This is a genomic window from Streptomyces sp. cg40 (genome assembly GCF_050320165.1).
Taxonomy (GTDB): Bacteria; Actinomycetota; Actinomycetes; order Streptomycetales; family Streptomycetaceae; genus Streptomyces; species Streptomyces hokutonensis.
Genome location: NZ_CP190128.1, coordinates 7130108 through 7149804 on the forward strand (window position 1 = coordinate 7130108; position 19697 = coordinate 7149804).

The 19697-nt window shown below is 70.0% G+C and carries 15 protein-coding genes; 11 read left to right on the forward strand and 4 right to left on the reverse strand.

Annotated features, from left to right (window positions below; translation table 11 throughout):
• The first annotated feature begins 2 nt into the window (after nucleotides 1–2).
• Nucleotides 3–1877: a translation elongation factor 4 gene (gene lepA / locus ACQHII_RS32095; RefSeq protein ID WP_427922534.1), complete on the forward strand. Its 1875-nt coding sequence runs from the start codon at nucleotides 3–5 to the stop codon at nucleotides 1875–1877.
• A gap of 228 nt (nucleotides 1878–2105) precedes the next feature.
• A complete protein-coding gene (locus ACQHII_RS32100; protein WP_427922535.1) occupies nucleotides 2106–3989 on the forward strand; it encodes an AMP-dependent synthetase/ligase in 1884 nt (627 codons plus the stop codon).
• A gap of 27 nt (nucleotides 3990–4016) precedes the next feature.
• Here ACQHII_RS32100 and ACQHII_RS32105 read toward each other — a convergent pair whose 3' ends face one another.
• Nucleotides 4017–4601, reverse strand: coding sequence for a response regulator (locus ACQHII_RS32105; RefSeq protein ID WP_427922536.1), 585 nt, complete (start codon nucleotides 4599–4601; stop codon nucleotides 4017–4019).
• An 11-nt stretch (nucleotides 4602–4612) separates the two neighbouring features.
• Complete coding sequence (locus ACQHII_RS32110; protein WP_427922537.1) at nucleotides 4613–8743, reverse strand: HAMP domain-containing protein; 4131 nt, start codon at nucleotides 8741–8743, stop codon at nucleotides 4613–4615.
• Between the two features lie 102 nt (nucleotides 8744–8845).
• Between ACQHII_RS32110 and ACQHII_RS32115 the strand changes: the two genes are divergently transcribed.
• The 3 genes from ACQHII_RS32115 (at nucleotide 8846) to ACQHII_RS32125 (ending at nucleotide 12748) form a co-directional block, all read left to right on the forward strand.
• Nucleotides 8846–10774 (forward strand): SpoIIE family protein phosphatase, encoded by a 1929-nt coding sequence (locus ACQHII_RS32115; RefSeq protein WP_427922538.1) that lies wholly within the window; start codon nucleotides 8846–8848, stop codon nucleotides 10772–10774.
• A 115-nt stretch (nucleotides 10775–10889) separates the two neighbouring features.
• Nucleotides 10890–12122, forward strand: a complete 1233-nt coding sequence (hemW, locus tag ACQHII_RS32120; protein ID WP_427922539.1) for a radical SAM family heme chaperone HemW — start codon at nucleotides 10890–10892, stop codon at nucleotides 12120–12122.
• A gap of 56 nt (nucleotides 12123–12178) precedes the next feature.
• Nucleotides 12179–12748 (forward strand): Uma2 family endonuclease, encoded by a 570-nt coding sequence (locus ACQHII_RS32125; RefSeq protein ID WP_427922540.1) that lies wholly within the window; start codon nucleotides 12179–12181, stop codon nucleotides 12746–12748.
• On the opposite strand, the gene ACQHII_RS32130 is transcribed toward ACQHII_RS32125, so the two are convergent.
• Together ACQHII_RS32130 and ACQHII_RS32135 are read right to left on the reverse strand one after the other, a co-directional pair.
• Nucleotides 12726–13535 carry a DUF3097 domain-containing protein gene (locus ACQHII_RS32130; RefSeq protein ID WP_427922541.1) on the reverse strand — a complete coding sequence of 270 codons (810 nt, stop codon included), beginning with the start codon at nucleotides 13533–13535 and terminating at the stop codon, nucleotides 12726–12728. The genes ACQHII_RS32125 and ACQHII_RS32130 overlap by 23 nt on opposite strands.
• A 34-nt stretch (nucleotides 13536–13569) precedes the next feature.
• Complete coding sequence (locus ACQHII_RS32135) at nucleotides 13570–14292, reverse strand: MBL fold metallo-hydrolase (protein ID WP_427922542.1); 723 nt, start codon at nucleotides 14290–14292, stop codon at nucleotides 13570–13572.
• 172 nt (nucleotides 14293–14464) lie between these two features.
• Here ACQHII_RS32135 and hrcA point away from each other — a divergent pair, with 172 nt between their 5' ends.
• The 6 genes from hrcA (at nucleotide 14465) to ACQHII_RS32165 (ending at nucleotide 19644) form a co-directional block, all read left to right on the forward strand.
• Nucleotides 14465–15481 (forward strand): heat-inducible transcriptional repressor HrcA, encoded by a 1017-nt coding sequence (gene hrcA / locus ACQHII_RS32140; protein ID WP_019074081.1) that lies wholly within the window; start codon nucleotides 14465–14467, stop codon nucleotides 15479–15481.
• Nucleotides 15482–16618 carry a molecular chaperone DnaJ gene (dnaJ, locus tag ACQHII_RS32145; protein ID WP_427922543.1) on the forward strand — a complete coding sequence of 379 codons (1137 nt, stop codon included), beginning with the start codon at nucleotides 15482–15484 and terminating at the stop codon, nucleotides 16616–16618.
• A gap of 133 nt (nucleotides 16619–16751) precedes the next feature.
• Complete coding sequence (locus ACQHII_RS32150) at nucleotides 16752–17828, forward strand: nitronate monooxygenase (RefSeq protein WP_427922544.1); 1077 nt, start codon at nucleotides 16752–16754, stop codon at nucleotides 17826–17828.
• Nucleotides 17825–18580 (forward strand): 16S rRNA (uracil(1498)-N(3))-methyltransferase, encoded by a 756-nt coding sequence (locus tag ACQHII_RS32155; protein ID WP_427922545.1) that lies wholly within the window; start codon nucleotides 17825–17827, stop codon nucleotides 18578–18580. The genes ACQHII_RS32150 and ACQHII_RS32155 overlap by 4 nt, the downstream gene beginning before the upstream one ends.
• A gap of 16 nt (nucleotides 18581–18596) precedes the next feature.
• The gene (locus ACQHII_RS32160; RefSeq protein ID WP_427922546.1) at nucleotides 18597–18989 is read left to right on the forward strand and encodes a VOC family protein; all 393 of its coding nucleotides are present in this window, start codon (nucleotides 18597–18599) and stop codon (nucleotides 18987–18989) included.
• 142 nt (nucleotides 18990–19131) lie between these two features.
• Nucleotides 19132–19644, forward strand: coding sequence for a hypothetical protein (locus tag ACQHII_RS32165; protein WP_427925457.1), 513 nt, complete (start codon nucleotides 19132–19134; stop codon nucleotides 19642–19644).
• The last annotated feature ends 53 nt before the right edge of the window (nucleotides 19645–19697 follow it).

Sequence of the window (19697 nt, forward strand, 5' to 3'; positions counted from 1 at the left end):
GCGTGCCCGCGATCCCCAGCCATGTGCCCGAGCCGAGCCGTACCGACCCGGCGCTGATCCGCAATTTCTGCATCATCGCGCACATCGACCACGGCAAGTCCACCCTGGCCGACCGGATGCTCCAGCTGACCGGAGTGGTCGACCAGCGGCAGATGCGTGCTCAGTACCTCGACCGCATGGACATCGAGCGCGAGCGCGGCATCACGATCAAGTCCCAGGCGGTGCGTCTGCCGTGGGCTCCCACAGACGGGGGCGACGAGGGCAGCACCCACATCCTCAACATGATCGACACCCCGGGGCACGTCGACTTCACGTACGAGGTCTCGCGGTCGCTCGCCGCCTGCGAGGGCACCGTGCTGCTGGTGGACGCCGCCCAGGGCATCGAGGCCCAGACCCTCGCCAACCTCTACCTGGCGATGGAGAACGACCTCACGATCATCCCCGTGCTGAACAAGATCGACCTGCCGGCCGCGCAGCCCGAGAAGTTCGCGGAGGAGCTGGCGAACCTGGTCGGCTGTGACCCCGAGGACGTTCTCAGGGTCTCCGCGAAGACCGGGCTCGGCGTCGACGCGCTGCTGAACAAGGTCGTCAAGGAGGTCCCGGCGCCGGTCGGGAACGCGGACGCGCCCGCCCGCGCCATGATCTTCGACTCGGTGTACGACTCCTACCGGGGTGTCGTGACGTACATCAGGGTCATCGACGGGCAGCTCAACAAGCGTGAGCGGATCCGGATGATGTCGACGAACGCCACGCACGAGCTGCTGGAGATCGGCACCAACTCGCCGGAGATGCTCGGGGCCGACGGGCTCGGGGTCGGCGAGGTCGGCTATCTGATCACGGGTGTGAAGGACGTCCGGCAGTCCAAGGTCGGTGACACCATCACCACCCTGAACAAGGGGGCGACCGAGGCGCTCGGCGGTTACAAGGACCCCAAGCCCATGGTCTTCTCCGGGCTGTATCCGCTGGACGGGTCGGACTACCCGGAGCTGCGCGACGCCCTCGACAAGCTCCAGCTCAACGACGCCGCGCTGGTGTACGAGCCGGAGACCTCGGCGGCGCTGGGCTTCGGTTTCCGCGTCGGCTTCCTGGGGCTGCTGCACCTGGACGTGATCCGGGAGCGGCTGGAGCGCGAGTTCGGCCTCGACCTCATCGCGACGGCACCGAACGTGGTGTACCGCGTCGAGATGGAGGACGGCAGCGAGCACGTCGTCACCAACCCGAGCGAGTTCCCCGAGGGGAAGATCGACAAGGTCTACGAGCCCGTCGTGCGCGCGACGATCCTCGCGCCGTCGGAGTTCATCGGTTCGATCATGGAGCTGTGCCAGACCCGGCGCGGCACCCTGCTCGGCATGGACTACCTCTCCGAGGACCGGGTGGAGATCCGCTACACCCTGCCCCTCGCGGAGATCGTCTTCGACTTCTTCGACCAGCTGAAGTCCAAGACCCGCGGTTACGCCTCGCTGGACTACGAGCCCACCGGTGAGGTGGCCTCCAGCCTGGTCAAGGTCGACATCCTGCTGCACGGCGACAAGGTGGACGCCTTCTCGGCGATCACGCACAAGGACGCGGCGTACTCGTACGGCGTGCGGCTGGTCGCCAAGCTGCGGGAGCTGATCCCGCGGCAGGCCTTCGAGGTGCCCATCCAGGCCGCCGTCGGCTCCCGGGTCATCGCCCGCGAGACGATCCGCGCCATCCGCAAGGACGTCCTCGCCAAGTGCTACGGCGGTGACATCTCCCGTAAGCGGAAGCTGCTGGAGAAGCAGAAGGAGGGCAAGAAGCGGATGAAGATGGTGGGTTCCGTGGAGGTTCCGCAGGAGGCGTTCATCGCCGTGCTGTCCAGTGACGACAGCGGTGGCGGCGCCAAGGGCAAGAAGTAGCGGGCCCGTACACCGGGATTCCGGAGCAAAACGAGACGATCCCCGGGGCCCGTCGTGCTGCGGCGCGGCGGGCCCCGCGTCCTGGCTCTGTAGGAAGCGACAGTCCGCCGCCCCTTACGCACCGGCCGGTCGCGGCTTACTCTGATCACTGCTCGATGGTTACTCGCGAGTTAAACAACAGCCGTAGCACTGAGCCAGCCGCACCGTCGCGGGCCCCCGGAGGATGTCGTGAGCGACACACAGACCCTGATCGAGAACCGTCCGCCGTCCGTCGCGGGCCTCTTCCTGGAGCGAGTGGCGGCCACGCCGGATGTCGAGGCCTACCGTCACCCGGTGCCCGCGGCCTCCGGCGAGGGCCCCGACGACTGGAGGTCGCTGAGCTGGGCGCAGGCCGCCGAGCGGGTCTACGCGATCGCGGCCGGTCTGATCGAACTGGGCGTACAGCCCGAGCAGCGCGTCGCGCTCGCCTCCGCCACCCGGATCGAGTGGATCCTCGCCGACCTGGGCATCATGTGCGCCGGCGCGGCCACGACCACGGTGTATCCGCAGACCAACGCGGACGAGTCGACGTTCATCCTCTCCGACTCCGGGAGCAAGGTCCTGATCGCGGAGGACGCGGCGCAGCTCGCCAAGGCCGTGGAGAAGCGCGCCGAGCTGCCCGAGCTGACGCATGTCGTGGTGATCGACCCGGCCGGTGTCGACACGACGGAGACCGGCGACTGGGTGCTGAGCCTGGCCGAGCTGGAGCAGCGCGGTGCCGCGTACCTGGAGAAGAACCCGGATCTGATCAAGGAGCGGATCGCGGGCATCACCAAGGACCAGCTCGCGACGATCATCTACACCTCCGGCACCACCGGCCGCCCCAAGGGTGTCCGTCTCCGGCACGACAACTGGTCGTATCTCGCGAAGGCCATCGCCGCGACCGGGCTGCTCGGTCCCGAGGACGTCCAGTACCTGTGGCTGCCGCTGGCGCACGTCTTCGGCAAGGTGCTCACGTCCGGCCATATCGAGGTCGGGCACGTCACCGCCGTGGACGGCAGGCCGGACAAGATCATCGAGCAGCTGCCGATCGTCCAGCCGACGTACATGGCGGCCGTTCCGCGGATCTTCGAGAAGGTCTACAACGGGGTCGCGGCAAAGGCGCGGGCCGGCGGCGCGGCCAAGTACAGGATCTTCCAGTGGGCGGCGGAGGTGGCCCGCGAGTACGCCAAGGTCTCCCAGGACAACTTCCGCCGCACCGGCACCGCCACCGCGCCCTTCGGTCTCGCCGCCAAGCACAAGGTCGCCGACGCGCTGGTCTACGCGAAGATCCGCGAGGCCTTCGGCGGCAGGCTGCGCGCGTGTGTCTCCGGATCGGCCGCGCTCGCGCCCGAGATCGGCTACTTCTTCGCCGGCGCCGGCATCCACATCCTGGAGGGCTACGGCCTGACCGAGTCCTCCGCGGCCTCCTTCGTGAACCCCGGCGAGGCCTACCGCACCGGTACGGTCGGCAAGCCGCTGGCCGGCACGGAGGTGCGTATCGCGGACGACGGCGAGATCCTGCTGCGCGGCCCCGGCATCATGGAGGGCTACCACGGGCTGCCCGAGAAGACCGCCGAGGTCCTGGAGCCGGACGGCTGGTTCCACACCGGTGACATCGGCGAGCTGTCCCCGGACGGCTATCTGCGCATCACGGACCGCAAGAAGGACCTCATCAAGACGTCCGGCGGCAAGTACATCGCGCCCAGCGAGGTCGAGGGCCAGTTCAAGGCCGTGTGCCCGTACGTCTCCAACATCCTGGTGCACGGCGCGGACCGGAACTTCTGCACCGCGCTCATCGCCCTCGACGAACCGTCCGTCCTGGACTGGGCGAAGGAGAACGGCCTCGAAGGCAGGTCCTACGCCGAGGTCGTCGCCGCCCCCGAGACGGTCGCCCTGATCGAGGGCTACGTCAAGGAGCTCAACGAGGGCCTCCAGCGCTGGCAGACCATCAAGAAGTTCCGCCTCCTCCCGCGCGACCTCGACGTGGAACACGGCGAGATCACCCCGAGCCTCAAGCTCAAGCGCCCGGTGGTGGAACGGGAGTACAAGCACCTGATCGACGAGATGTACGCGGGTTCCCGCGAGGCGTAGCGGCTCGTTGTCACCGGGGGCACGGTCCTAACGGCTGTGCCCCCGGCGCATGTTCTGCACCAGCTGCTCCATCTGTCTCACCTGGTTGCCCAGTTCGCGCACCTCGTCCACCGTGCTGGCGGCCAGCTGCGTCTCGATCTCCTTGAGCCGCGACGCCAGTTCCTCGAACTGCCCCTGCTCCCGGGCCAGCATCCGCTCCAACAGCTGGTTCTTCCGGTGCAGTTCGAGGAAGACGGTCACCTTCGCCCGCAGCACCCACGGATCGAACGGCTTGGTCAGGTAGTCGGCGGCACCGGTGGCGTAGCCGCGGAACGCGTACCCCGCGTCCGAGTCGCTGCCGGTCAGGAAGATGATCGGGACGTCCTTGGTCTGGTCGAGCCGTTTGATGTTGGCCGCGGTCTCGAACCCGTCCATGCCCGGCATGCGGATGTCCAGCAGGACCACGGCGAAACGCTGCCGCAGCAGCGCCTTCATCGCCTCCTCGCCCGAACGAGCGCGTACCAGTGGCTCGTTGAGGGACCCCAGGACGGCCTCCAGCGCGATCAGGTTGTCCTCCATGTCGTCGACCAGGAGGATGCTCGCGCGCTCGTCGGTCGTTGCCTCAGCGCTCATGATGACTGCCTTCACTCAGTCGTCGGCGGTATCGCCGTCTCCCCTGTACCCGCGTCCGTCCCCGCGATGTCCGTCTCGGCCTCGGGGTCCAGGAGGGCGCAGACGATGGTCAGCAGCTGGTCCACGTCCACCGGCTTGGGCACGTAGTCGTTGGCGCCCCGCGCGATGGACTTCTCCCGGTCGCCGGGCATCGCCTTGGCGGTGAGCGCGACGATCGGCAGGCCGGTCCAGCGCGGGGCGCGGCGGATGGCGGCTATGGTCTCGTAGCCGTCCATCTCCGGCATCATGATGTCCATCAGCACGAGTTCGACGTCGGGATTGCGCTCCAGGGTCTCGATGCCCTCGCGGCCGTTCTCCGCGTAGAGCACGGGCATGCCGACGCGGCCCAGGACATGGGTGAGCGCGAAGACGTTGCGGATGTCGTCGTCCACGATCAACACCCGCCGCCCCGGCAGCACTTGACCGGCCCGCCCGGCCTTCCACGCCTCCAGCTTGGTGGGTGTGGGCCACGAGTCGTCCACCTCGTGCCCGGTGAACGCCTCGGACGACAACTGCTCGGCCGCCATGGGCAGTTCCTGGTCCTCGGTGGTCCGCCCGGTCGCCGCGTGGCCGGGGCTGACGACGGGGACGTAGAGCGTGAAGGTCGAGCCGCTGCCCGGCTCGCTCTCCGCGACGATACGGCCGCCGAGCAGCCCGGCGATCTCCCGGCTGATCGACAGACCGAGGCCCGTACCGCCGTACTTGCGGTTGGTGGTGCCGTCGGCCTGCTGGAACGCCTCGAAGATGACCGGGAGTTTCTCGGCGGCGATCCCGATGCCGGTGTCGGAGACGGCGAACGCGATGACCTCGTCGCTGTCGTGGGAGTAGCGGTGGTCGGGGTCCTTGACCCGGTTGACGCGGAGTTCGACCCGGCCGCTGGCGGTGAACTTGATGGCGTTGGACAGCAGGTTGCGCAGGATCTGCTGGAGCCGCTGCTCGTCCGACCACATCTCGCGCGGTACGTCCTCGCCGACCGACACCTCGAAGGCGAGCCCCCGGTCCAGGGTGAGCGGGCGGAACGTGGCGTGGACGTAGTCGAGGAGCTTGATGAGGGGAAGCCGCTTGGGGCGTACGTCCATCCGGCCGGCCTCGATCTTCGAGAGGTCGAGGATGTCGTTGATGAGCTGGAGCAGGTCCGAGCCGGAGCGGTGGATCGTGGTCGCGAACTGCACCTCCTGGTCGGAGAGATGGCCGTCCGGGTTGTCGGAGAGCAGCCGGGCCAGGATCAGGAGCGAGTTGAGCGGGGTGCGGAGTTCGTGCGACATGTTCGCCAGGAACTCCGACTTGTACTGGGAGCTGGTGGCCAACAGGGCTGCCTTCTCCTCCAGTTCGGCGTTGGAGCGCTGCAACTCGGCCTGCTGCTTCTGGAGTTCGTCCGAACGTTCCTGCAACTGCATCGCGAGCCGCTGGGACTCGCCGAGCAGGGACTCCGTGCGGGAGTTGGCGATGATCGTGTTGATCGCGACGCCGATGGTGTTCACGAACTGGTCGAAGAACGCGAGGTGGACGTCGGAGAAGCGGGAGAAGGAGGCCAGTTCGATGACGCCGAGGAGCTTGTCCTCGAAGATGATCGGGATGATGACCACGCTCGCCGGAGCGGCTTCCCCGAGCCCGCTGTTGATCTTGATGTAGTCCGGCGGGGCCTCCTCCACCAGGATCCGCTTCTTCTCCCGCGCCGCCTGTCGCACCAGCCCGTGCACCGGCATCCCGCCCGTGTCGACGGTCGCGCCCTGAGCCGACCCGTACCCGGCGATGAAGGCAAGTCCCTTGGCGGGGATGGCCGTTCGCAGGCTGTCCTCGTCCGGATCGGCCAGGAAGAACGCCCCGTACTGCGCGTTCACCAGCGGGGTCAGCTCGCGCAGGATCAGGTCGGCGACCTCCATCAGGTCCCGGTGCCCCTGCATCAGCGCGGCGAGCCGGGCCAGGTTGGACTCCAGCCAGTCCTTCGCGCGGGTCGTCTCGCGGAGGTTGGCCACCATCAGGTTGATGTTGTCCTTGAGTTCGGTGACCTCGCCCTGGGTCTCCACCGTGATCGAGCGGGACATGTCGCCCTGTGCCACCGCCGAGGCCACCTCGGCGATCGCGCGCACCTGGGTGGTGAGGTTCAGTGCGAGTTCGTTCACGTTGGTCGTCAGGCGCTTCCAGGTGCCGTAGACGCCCTCCACCCGTGCCTGGCCGCCGAGTTGGCCCTCCGAGCCGACCTCGCGGGCCACCCGGGTGACCTCGGAGGAGAAGGAGGAGAGGGTGTCGACCATCGTGTTGATGGTGGTCTTCAGCTCCAGGATCTCGCCGCGCGCGTCCACGTCGATCTTCTTCGACAGGTCGCCCTGCGCCACCGCCGTCGCGACCTGCGCGATGTTCCGGACCTGCGAAGTCAGGTTGTCGGCCATGTAGTTGACGTTGTCGGTCAGGTCCCGCCAGACGCCGGAGACGCCCAACACCTGGGCCCGGCCGCCCAGTCGCCCGTCCGTGCCGACCTCGCGGGCCACCCGGGTCACCTCGTCGGCGAAGGCGCGCAGTTGCTCCACCATCGTGTTGACGGTGTCCTTCAGTTCGAGGATCTCGCCGCGCGCGTCGACCGTGATCTTCTTCGACAGGTCGCCGTTGGCGACGGCGGTCGTCACCTGCGCGATGTTCCGCACCTGCGAAGTCAGGTTCAGGGCCATGAAGTTGACGTTGTCCGTCAGGTCCTTCCACACCCCGCTGACGCCCCGCACCTGTGCCTGGCCGCCGAGGTTGCCCTCGGTGCCGACCTCGCGGGCGACGCGCGTGACCTCGTCGGCGAAGGCGGAGAGCTGGTCCACCATCGTGTTGATGGTCGACTTCAGCTCCAGGATCTCGCCCTTCGCCTCCACCGTGATCTTCTTGCCCAGGTCGCCCTGCGCCACGGCCGTCGACACCAGCGCGATGTTCCGGACCTGCGAAGTCAGGTTGTCCGCCATGAAGTTGACGTTGTCGGTCAGGTCCTTCCAGACCCCGGAGACTCCTCGCACCTGGGCGCGTCCGCCGAGGTTGCCCTCGGTGCCGACCTCGCGGGCGACGCGGGTGACCTCGTCGGCGAAGGCGGAGAGCTGGTCGACCATCGTGTTGATGGTCGACTTGAGTTCGAGGATCTCGCCCTGGGCGTCGACGGTGATCTTCTGTGAAAGGTCGCCGTTCGCAACGGCCGTCGTCACCTGCGCGATGTTCCGCACCTGCGAAGTCAGGTTCGACGCCATGAAGTTGACGTTGTCGGTGAGGTCCTTCCAGACCCCGGACACGCCCCGCACCTGCGCCCGACCGCCCAACTGGCCCTCGGTGCCGACCTCGCGGGCCACGCGCGTCACCTCGTCGGCGAACGCGGAGAGCTGGTCGACCATCGTGTTCACGGTGAGCTTCAGTTCGAGCAGCTCGCCGGTCGCCTCGACGGTGACCGTACGGGTCAGGTCGCCGCGTGCCACCGCCGTGGTGACGAGGGCGATGTCCCGCACCTGCGCGGTCAGCCGGGACGCCATCGTGTTGACCGCCTCGGTCACATCACGCCAACTGCCCGACAGACCCTGCACCTTGGCCCGTCCGCCGAGCCTGCCCTCGGTGCCCACCTCGCGGGCGACCCGGGTCACCTCCCCGGTGAACAGGGAGAGCTGGTCCACCATCTTGTTCACCGTGCGGCCCAGCCGCCGTAGATCACCGCGCAACTGCCTGCTGCCGTCGTGCAGATCGACCCGCTGGGTCAGATCGCCGCCCGCCACCGCGTCCAGGACGCGGGTCGCGTTGGCGGCCGGGGCGACCAGGGCGTCGAGGAGCTGGTTGACGTCGTTGACGCGGGAGGTCCAGCCGCCCTGGCCGGGGCTGGCCGAGAGGCGCTCGTCGAGGCGGCCGTGGCGGATCAGCTCCCGTTTGACGCGCTGCGTCTCGGAGTTGAAGTGGGTGCTGCGGTCCATGATCTGGTTGAAGGCGGCGGTCAGTTCGGCCACCAGTCCGTGACCCGTCTCCGGTGCCTTCGTGAAGTCGCCGTCGCGCGCCGCCGTCATCACGGCGAGCAGAGGACGGAGATCCGATGCTCGGATCCAGTCCTCTTTGTGTCCGTCTTCGAGCACACGCGTAGCACTGTTCTCACTCATGGCGGCCCACTTCGGTAACTCGGCGCTTATGGCCGCAGTCAGTCTGTCACTCTGTCCGCATCGACCGAGGCGTATTCGTCCGATCTGCTCGGGGAGCTGTGCATGGGGGCAATTCCGACGCAACGGGAGACCACTTCGCGTGCTCCCGGCGCGCCCGCGCACCACGGCGCGGACCCGCGCACGACCATGCGCGCCACGCTCTCCGGAAGCCCCCTGGCGCCCGGTTCAGCCCGCGGGCTGGTGCGTGCCGCGCTCCGCGAATGGGCCGAACTCGCCCTGCCCGGCACCGAACACCTCACCGACCGGCTCGCCGACGACGCGATGGTCGTCGTCAGCGAACTCGTCACCAACGCCGTCGTGCACGCGGGCACGGACGTCGAGCTGGTCTCCCGGCTTGAGGACACCGGTTCTGTCGTCGTGGAGGTCGCCGACCACCACCCCTCCCGCGCCCCGCGCGACAACGGCGGTGAACAGGCTTACGAGACACCGGAGTTCGGGCGCGGACTGCGGCTCGTCTCCACGCTCGCCGAGTCCTGGGGCGTCACCTACCGTACCGGCACCAAGACCGTGTGGGCCCGGCTGCCCGCCGAAGGCAGCCCGGCCGACGAGGAGTTGGAGGCGTACGGCGGTGAACGCGGCCTGCGCGTCGCCGAGATCCTCGCCCCCGAACCCCGGCGCGCCGAACGCGACCGGGACTGGCTCGGCCGCGGCGCCCTCTCCTTCCTCGCCGAGGCCTCCGACCTCCTCGCCGGACAACTCGACGAGGACCTGGTCGCCGCGCTCGCCGGACAGCTGATCGTGCCGAGACTGGCCGACTGGTGCGCCGTATGGCTGGAGGACGAGTCGATGGGACGCGGCGGCTGGGCCGAGGACGCCGGAGCGGGCGCCGGACCGCGGCTCGCCCGCGTCTGGCACGGCAGCGAGAACCGCATCGAGGAACTGCGCGGCGCCCTGGAGAAGCACCCGCCCCGCCCCCAGGACTCACTGCGGCCCGCGCCCTACCCCTGGCCCGGCGACGCCCTCGGCCCGCACGGCGTCCACGGCGCGGCACTCGCGTACCGCCTGATCGCGGGCGGCCGTCCGCTCGGCACGCTCGTCATCGGACGTTCCGGGCTGCCCTGCTTCCCCGACGAGGTCACCGGCCTGGTCGAGGACCTCAGCCGCCGGGTCGCGCTCGCCATCGGCGCGGCCCGCCAGTACGCCCGCCAGGCCACCATCAGCCGCGTTCTCCAGCGCGGCCTGCTGCCCGGCGCCGTCGCCGAGATCCCCGGAGTCCACAGCGCCCTCGTCTACGAACCCTGCGACAAGGGCGGCCCCAGCGGCGACTTCTACGACCTCTTCCCGGCCGGCGACGGCCGCTGGTGCTTCGCCCTCGGCGACGTCCAGGGCAAGGGCCCCGAGGCCGCCGTGGTGATCGGCCTCGCCCGCCCCTGGCTACGGCTCCTCGCCCGCGAGGGCTACGGCGTCGCCGACGTCCTCGACCGCCTCAACCAGCTCCTCCTCGACGACGCCACGGAAGCGGCCGACGCGGCGGCCCACGCCCTGGTCGCCGCCGGCGGCATGCCCGGCCCGGTCGGCGACGGCCCCCGCTTCCTCTCCCTCCTCTACGGCGAACTCGTCCCCTTCGACGGCGGCGTCCGCTGCACCCTCGCCTCCGCCGGCCACCCGCTGCCCCTGCTCCTCGGCCCGGACGGCACCGTCGCCACCGCCGCCCGCCCCCAGACCCTCCTCGGCGTCGTCGAGGACGTCACCTACACCAGCGAGACCTTCGAACTCCGCCCCGGCGACAGCCTGTTGTGCGTCACCGACGGAGTCACCGAGCGCCGCTCCGGCCCCGTCCAGTTCGACGACGGCGACGGCCTCGCGACGGCGCTCGCCGGGTGTGCTGGGCTGAGCGCAGAGCTGATCGCGGAGCGGATCAAGAGGTTGGTGCACGAGTTCGGGGGGCGTCCGCCGGAGGACGACCTGGCGCTGCTGGTGCTTCAGGCGGAGTCGGCGGGGCGGGCGGAGCAGCCGGTTGTGCGGGGCTGATCGAGCGGCTGGTGCACCAGTCCGGCGGCCGTCCGCCGTAGGACGACCTGGCGTACCGCCGGTGCTTCGGGCGGAGCAGGTGGAGCAGTCCGCCCGGTGCTGGACAATGGAGGACATGCCTTCCGCACTCCCCGACGGTGATCCCGTCCCCGACGACGGTGCCCTGCCCGCGCAGGCGCTCGCCGGGGCCGCCGGCCGCCCCCTCGGGTTCTATCTGCACGTTCCGTACTGCGCGACCCGCTGCGGCTACTGCGACTTCAACACCTACACGGCGACGGAGCTGCGCGGCACGGGCGGAGTGCTGGCCTCCCGCGACAACTACGCGGACACCCTGATCGACGAGGTCCGCCTGGCCCGCAAGGTCCTCGGCGACGACCCGCGCCCGGTCCGCACGGTCTTCGTCGGCGGCGGCACGCCCACGCTGCTCGCGGCGGGCGACCTCGTCCGGATGCTGGGCGCGATCCGCGACGAGTTCGGTCTCGCCCCGGACGCGGAGATCACGACCGAGGCCAACCCGGAGTCGGTCGATCCCGCCTACCTCGCGGCCCTCCGCGACGGCGGCTTCAACCGCGTCTCCTTCGGCATGCAGAGCGCGAAACAGCACGTCCTGAAGGTCCTGGACCGCACCCACACCCCCGGCCGCCCCGAGGTCTGCGTCTCCGAGGCCCGCGCGGCCGGCTTCGAGCACGTCAACCTCGACCTGATCTACGGCACCCCCGGCGAGACCGACGACGACTGGCGGGCCTCCCTCGACGCCGCCCTCGGCGCGGGCCCCGACCACATCAGCGCCTACGCCCTGATCGTCGAGGAGGGCACCCAGCTGGCCCGCCGTATCCGCCGCGGCGAGGTCCCGATGACCGACGACGACGTCCACGCCGACCGGTACCTCATCGCCGACGAGCTGATGTCCGCGGCGGGCTTCGACTGGTACGAGGTCTCCAACTGGGCGACATCGAATTCCGGCCGTTGTCTGCACAACGAGCTCTACTGGCGCGGCGCCGACTGGTGGGGCGCGGGCCCCGGAGCCCATTCCCACGTCGGCGGGGTCCGGTGGTGGAACGTGAAGCACCCGGGCGCGTACGCGGGGGCGCTCGCCGCGGGCCGCTCCCCGGGCGCCGGCCGCGAGATCCTCACGGAGGAGGACCGCCGGGTGGAGCGGATTCTGCTGGAGCTACGACTCCGGGAGGGGGCGCCGTTGGATCTCCTCCACGAGGACGGTCTCAAGGCTTCCCTCCGGGCCCTCACCGACGGACTGCTGCAACAGCGGCCCTACGACGAGGGACGCGCCGTGCTCACGTTGCGGGGGCGGTTGCTGGCGGATGCGGTGGTGCGGGACCTCGTGGACTGATCACTCGGGGGAGTGGAGGCGGATTCGGCTGCTGATCCACTTTCTAGGCTGCCGTTGTGAGCGACCGGCGAATCACCAAGTTCTTTGCGGAGTTCGAGCCCCCTGAGGGCGCGAGGGCCGAACTCCTCCGGGGGCAAATCGTGCTGACGGCCAGCCCTGACCTGGTGCACAACGCGATCGTCGAGACGGTTCAGGACCAGATTCCCAGGACGGGCTGGAGACGGCTTCAGACGCAGCGAGTGGCGATCCCCGAAGAGCCGAGTGAGCCGCAGCCGGACCTTGTGGTGATCGAGCGCGGTACCGGCCCCGATCGCGGAAGACTGATGTCCGCCGGGGCCGCCAGGCTGCTGGTCGAGGTCGTCTCCACCAACAGCGTCCATCGCGACTACAGCGTCAAGCGCTCCATCTACGCCGCGGCCGAAGTGTCCGGGTACTTGATCATCGATCCGGTCATGGCCCAGTGCCTCCTGTTCACCGAGCCGACGGGCGCGGGCGAGGACGCGGACTACCGGTGGAGGCGGATCACCAAGTTCGGCGACCTCGCGCCGCTGGGGCCCATCGGTATCGAACTGGACACCAGCGAATTCGCCACCTACGAGAACGTCAAGCCTCACCGCTATCCGTGACGAAGTCGATCAACTCCTCCACCCGCCCCAGCAGTTCCGGCTCAAGATCCTTGTAAGACCCCACCTTGGCCAGAATCGCCTGCCACACCGCACCGGTGTTTTCCGGCCAACCCAGGGCCCGGCACACCCCCGTCTTCCAGTCCTGACCGTGCGGGACCCGGGGCCACGCCGCGATGCCGACCGAGGACGGTTTCACGGCCTCCCAGATGTCGATGTAGGGGTGGCCCACGACGAGAGCGTGCTCGCTGGTGACGGACTGGGCGATGCGCCACTCCTTGGTGCCGGGGAGCAAATGGTCCACCAGGATGCCCAACCGCGCGTCCGGGCCGGGGGCGAACTCGTCCACGATGGCCGGCAGGTCGTCGACGCCCTCCAGGTACTCGACCACCACGCCCTCGATGCGCAGGTCGTCGCCCCACACCCGCTCGACGAGCTCGGCGTCGTGCCGGCCCTCGACGTAGATCCGCCCGGCGCGGGCCACGCGCGCGCGTGCACCGGGAACGGCGACCGAACCTGATGCCGTACGGGTGGGCCGCAGCGGACTCGACACCGGCTTCACCAGGGTCACCACGCGGCCCTCCAGGAGGAAGCCGCGCGGTTCCAGGGGGAACACCCGGTGCTTGCCGAAGCGGTCCTCCAGGGTGACCGTGCCGGCCTCGCAGCGGATCACCGCGCCGCAGAAACCGGTGCCCGGCTCCTCGACCACCAGGCCGGGGTCCGCCGGGACCTCGGGCACCGGCTTGGGCTTCTTCCACGGCGGGGTCAGGTCGGCGGAGTACTGGCGCATTCGGATGACGATAGGAGAACCGGGCCGACCCTCCTCACGACACGCCGAAACGCGTTGCCAACGCGTCCCGTTGGGCCCGCACGAACCCCGCGTCCACCACCGCTCCGTGACCGGGGACGTACAGCGCGTCCTCGCCGCCCAGGCCGAGGAGACGGTCCAGGGCGGCCGGCCAGTGCGACGGTACGGCGTCGGGGCCCGCCTGCGGTTCGCCGGACTCCTCGACCAGGTCGCCGCAGAAGACAACGGTCGGATCACCCGGCACCACGACCGCGAGATCGTGGGACGTGTGGCCCGGGCCCACGTTCACCAGCAGGGCCTGCCGGTCGGCGCCCAGGGGCAGGGTCCGCTCGTCCGACACCAGGTGACGGGGGTATGGCAGCGCGGCCACCGCCTCGTCGGCCACGCGCGCGTGGAGGCCGTTTTCGACCGCGTCCCCACGGAGTGCGTCCCGCTCGTCCGTCAGTACCCGCTCCACGCCCGCCGCCCCGAACACCTCCGCGTCCGCGAACGCCGCCGCTCCGAAGACATGGTCGAAGTGGGGGTGGGTGAGCGCGAGACGGGTCACGGGGCGCCCGGCGAGCGCCCGCGCCTGCGTACGCAACCGCGCGCCCTCCGCGAGACTCGACCCGGCGTCGATCATCAGCACCGCGCCCTCCCCGACGACCAGACCGACCGTGCAGTCCCAGCCAGGCAGCCGGCACCGGCCCACCCCCGCGGCGAGCCGCTCCCACCCCGCCTCTTCCCAAGTCACCGTCATACGGCGACGCTAACGGTGACGGCACCCCACGGCGTGACATCGCAGGACCGGCCTTGCCCGGGGTGTACCTCACGGCCGTACACTGGCCGGGGAACGCTGGCACTCGTGCGCACAGAGTGCCAGGAAACGGGCAGACCGAAGGTACCGGCGAGCAGAACTGGAGGTGTGCGCGATGCTCAGCGAACGCAGACTTCAGGTACTGCGCGCCATCGTCCAGGACTATGTCGGCACCGAGGAGCCGGTGGGCTCCAAGGCGCTCACCGAGCGGCACAGCCTCGGCGTCTCCCCGGCGACCGTGCGCAACGACATGGCGGCCCTGGAGGACGAGGGGTACATCGCCCAGCCGCACACCAGCGCCGGCCGCATCCCGACGGACAAGGGCTACCGCCTGTTCGTCGACAAGCTCGCCGGCGTCAAGCCGATGACCGGCCCCGAGCGCAAGGCCATCCAGAACTTCCTCGACGGCGCCGTCGACCTCGACGACGTCGTGGGCCGTACGGTACGGCTGCTCGCGCAGCTCACCCGGCAGGTCGCCGTCGTGCAGTACCCCTCGCTGACCCGCTCGACCGTCCGGCACGTGGAGCTGCTGTCGCTGGCCCCCGCGCGCGTGATGCTCGTGCTGATCACCGACACCGGGCGGGTCGAGCAGCGCATGGTGGACTGCCCGGCCCCCTTCGGGGAGTCCTCGCTCGCGGATCTACGCGCGCGGCTCAACAGCCGGATCGCCGGCCGCCGCTTCGCGGACGTGCCGCAGCTCGTGCAGGACCTGCCGGAGGCCTTCGAGAACGAGGACCGCGGCACGGTCGCGACGGTGCTCTCCACCCTCCTGGAGACCCTCGTCGAGGAGACCGAGGAGCGGCTGATGATCGGCGGCACCGCCAATCTCACCCGCTTCGGACATGACTTTCCCCTCACCATCCGCCCCATCCTGGAAGCCCTGGAGGAGCAGGTCGTCCTCCTCAAGTTGCTTGGTGAGGCGGGGGATTCGGGCATGACCGTACGGATCGGTCACGAGAACGCCTACGAGGGACTCAACTCCACGTCGGTGGTGTCGGTCGGCTACGGTTCGGGCGGCGAGGCAGTCGCCAAGCTCGGCGTGGTCGGACCGACCCGCATGGATTACCCGGGAACGATGGGAGCGGTACGCGCAGTGGCACGGTACGTCGGACAGATCCTGGCGGAGTCCTAAGTGGCCACGGACTACTACGCCGTTCTCGGCGTGCGTCGCGACGCGTCGCAGGATGAGATCAAGAAGGCCTTCCGCCGGCTCGCGCGCGAGCTGCACCCGGACGTGAATCCGGACCCGAAGACCCAGGAGCGGTTCAAGGAGATCAACGCCGCCTACGAGGTGCTCTCGGACCCGCAGAAGAAGCAGGTCTACGACCTCGGCGGCGACCCCCTCTCGCAGGCGGGCGGCGGCGGAGCCGGCGGCTTCGGCGCGGGCGGCTTCGGGAACTTCTCGGACATCATGGACGCGTTCTTCGGCACGGCCTCGCAGCGCGGACCGCGCTCGCGCACCCGCCGCGGCCAGGACGCCATGATCCGGCTGGAGATCGAGCTGGACGAGGCGGCCTTCGGCACCACGAAGGACATCCAGGTCGACACGGCCGTCGTCTGCAACACCTGCAACGGCGAGGGCGCCGCCCCCGGCACCTCCGCCCAGACCTGCGACATGTGCCGCGGTCGCGGCGAGGTGTCGCAGGTGACGCGGTCCTTCCTGGGCCAGGTCATGACGTCCCGTCCGTGCCCGCAGTGCCAGGGCTTCGGCACCGTCGTGCCGACGCCGTGCCCGGAGTGCGCCGGCGACGGCCGCGTCCGCTCGCGGCGCACGCTCACGGTCAAGATCCCGGCCGGTGTCGACAACGGCACACGGATCCAGCTCGCGGGCGAGGGCGAGGTCGGCCCCGGCGGCGGCCCCGCCGGTGACCTGTACGTCGAGATCCACGAGCTGCCGCACTCCACGTTCCAGCGGCGCGGCGACGATCTGCACTGCACGGTGACGATCCCGATGACGGCGGCGTCCCTGGGCACGAAGGTGCCGTTGGAGACGCTGGACGGCATGGAGGAGGTCGACATCCGCCCGGGCACCCAGTCCGGCCAGTCGATCCCGCTGCACACCCGGGGCATCACGCATCTGCGCGGCGGCGGCCGGGGCGACCTCATCGTGCACGTCGAGGTCACCACCCCGACCAAGCTCGACGTGGAGCAGGAACGACTCCTGCGGGAACTGGCGAAACTGCGCGGCGAGGAGCGGCCACTCGGGCAGTTCCAGCCCGGGCAGCAGGGGCTGTTCTCGCGGTTGAAGGACGCCTTCAACGGCCGCTGAACCGGTCGTCGAACCGATCCGAACCGATCGTCGAACCGGCCGTCGAACCGGCCTCCGCGCGGGCATGCAGTTGGACTATGCCCGGCGGAAGGCCGGATTCGGACTTGTTCGGAGGACGTGACAACATGCCGTCATGTCCTCCGCACTGACCGATCTCTTCCCTCATCCGATCGTGCAGGCCCCCATGGCGGGCGGTGTCTCCGTACCGCGCCTCGCGGCCGCCGTGTCCGAGGCCGGCGGGCTGGGATTCCTCGCCGCCGGGTACAAAACAGCCGACGGCATGTACCAGGAGATCAAGCAGCTGCGGAGCCTGACGTCCCGCCCCTTCGGCGTGAACCTCTTCATGCCCCAGCCCGAGTACGCGGACAAGGCGGCGGTCGACGTCTACGCCCACCAGCTGGCCGGCGAGGCCGCCTGGTACGAGACGGAACTCGGCGACCCGGACAGCGGCCGCGAGGACGGCTACGACGCGAAGCTGTCCGTCCTGCTCGACAACCCGGTGTCCTTCGCCTCCTTCCACTTCGGCGTCCCCACCCGCGAGGTGCTGGACTCGCTGCGCCGGGCAGGAACCTTCACCCTCGTCACCGCCACCACCGCCGAGGAGGCCCTCGCCGTGGAGCGGGCCGGCGCCGACGCGGTGATCGCGCAGGGCATCGAGGCCGGCGGCCACCAGGGCACCCACCGCGACCTCCCGGAGAACGACGGTTCCGGCATCGGACTGCTCTCCCTGGTCGCCCAGATCCGCGAGACCGTGAGCCTCCCGATCGTCGCCGCCGGCGGTCTGATGCGCGGCAGCCAGATCGCCGCCGCCCTCGCGGCGGGCGCGAGCGCGGCCCAGCTCGGCACCGCGTTCCTCGCCACCCCCGAGTCCGCGGCGAACACCGTGCACAAGCAGGCACTCACCAACCCCCTTTTCACGCGTACCGAGTTGACCCGCGCGTTCTCCGGCCGCCCGGCCCGCGGCCTGGTCAACCGCTTCATGCGCGAGCACGGCCCGTACGCGCCCGCCGCGTACCCCGAGGTCCACCACCTCACCTCCCCGCTCCGCAAGCAGGCCGCCGCGGCCGGTGACGCGCAGGGCATGGCGCTGTGGGCCGGACAGGGCCACCGCATGGCACGCGAGCTGCCGGCCGGCCGGCTGGTCGAGGTACTGGTCGCCGAACTGACCTCCGCCCGGACAGCGTTGTCGGCCGGGGGTGAGCTCCGATGACCGCTGCGGTGTTCATCCTCGACCCCCTGGTGATCCCGGACTTCAGCGGCGGCGAGGTCGTCCTCGACGGCCCCGAGGGGCGGCACGCGGTCTCGGTGAAGCGCCTGCGGCCGGGTGAGGACATCACGCTCACCGACGGGCGCGGCCGGTATCTGGAGGGCGTCGTCAAGACCGTGGAGGGCAAGGACCGTCTCGTCGTCCTCGGCTCGACCGTCTTCGAGGAGCCTCGGGAACAGCCCCGCATCACCGTCGTCCAGGCCCTCCCCAAGGGCGACCGCGGCGAACTGGCCGTGGAGACGATGACCGAGACCGGCGTCGACGCCATCGTCCCCTGGGCGGCCTCCCGTTGCATCACGCAGTGGAAGGGCGAGCGCGGTCTGAAGGCCCTCGCGAAGTGGCGGGCCACCGCCCGCGAGGCCGGTAAGCAGTCCCGCCGGCTGCGCTTCCCGGAGGTCGCGGACGCGGCAACGAGCAAACAGGTTGCCGCACTTCTCGCCAAAGCCGACTTCGCCGCCGTACTCCACGAGGACCGCGCGTACGGCAGCGAGCGCCTCGCCACCGCCGAACTCCCCGTCGAGGGTGAGATCGTGCTGGTCGTGGGCCCCGAAGGGGGCGTCTCGCCCGAGGAGTTGGCGCTCTTCGGGGAGGCCGGGGCGAAGGCCTACCGGCTCGGGCCCACCGTGCTGCGCACATCGACCGCCGGGACGGCGGCGGCGGCCCTGCTCATGGGCCGTACGGGACGCTGGTCCTGAACGAGGGGAGACCGTCGTGGAACTCGCCCAAGTGAGGCTGCTCGTCACCGACTTCGCCGCCTGCTACCGCTTCTACGCCGAAGTCCTGGGCCTGAAGCCGCAGTCGGGCGCGACCGAGGGGCCGTACGAGAAGTTCAGCCCGGCCGTCGGGTCGGCCGGGATCGCGCTCCAGGACCGGGTGATGATGGCCCAAGTCCTCGGCGAGCTGGGGGAGTCGGTGACCGGGCACCGCTCGCTGGTGGTGCTGCGGGTCGACGACCTGGACGCGTACTGCGAGCAGATCACCGACCGGGGGGCGGCCCTTCTCCACGGTCCCGCGCCGATGACCGACCGGATGCGGGTCGCGCATCTCAAGGACCCCGAGGGCAATGTGGTGGAGCTTCAGGAGTGGCTGCTGCTCCGGGGCTGACGATCGTGCGCCGGTGACCGCGCCCCCGGCGCACGGGTGGCCGTATGCGCTCTTCCGTGTGCGCCCCGACGGTGGCAGGCTGCCGTCCATGGGGGCGTTGAGGCAGAACTGGCGTCGGCCCCGCGGACGGCGGGTGGCCGCCGTGGCGGGGCTCGCGATGGTGTCCGTGGGCGGGGTCGTCGCGTGCCAGCCGGGTGATCTCAGCGCGGCGACCGTCGCGTACACCACCGACAAGACGGCGACCGCGGAGCTCAAGCGGGACCATGTGAGCGTCCGCTATCTGACCTGCACGGGCAACTACGGCAGCGGCAACAAGGCCTACACGCCCGGCAGGACACCCTCGCCGACCGAGTCCACCGTCATCTCCGTGGACTGCCAGGGGCAGACGAACGACAACCGGGACATCACCGTCACCGGCAAGGTCACCCGGGCCGTCGACGGCGCCTGTGTGCGCGGCGACCTGGTCGCCAAGGTGGGCGGCAAACAGGTGTTCCACGTGACCGGGCTCGGCGACTGCAACGCGGCGACACCCTCGTCCGTGAGCAACCCGAACCCGAGCCTCACCTACGGCCCCGGACCGACCGTCACGGTCACGGTCACCAAGACCATCTGGTGCAAGGGCGACCCGACCTGCTGGCCCGTGGAGGGCAAGTGAGGACCCTTCCATAGCGGGCAAGTGATCCAAACCGCTGTCTTCACAGGCCGCCG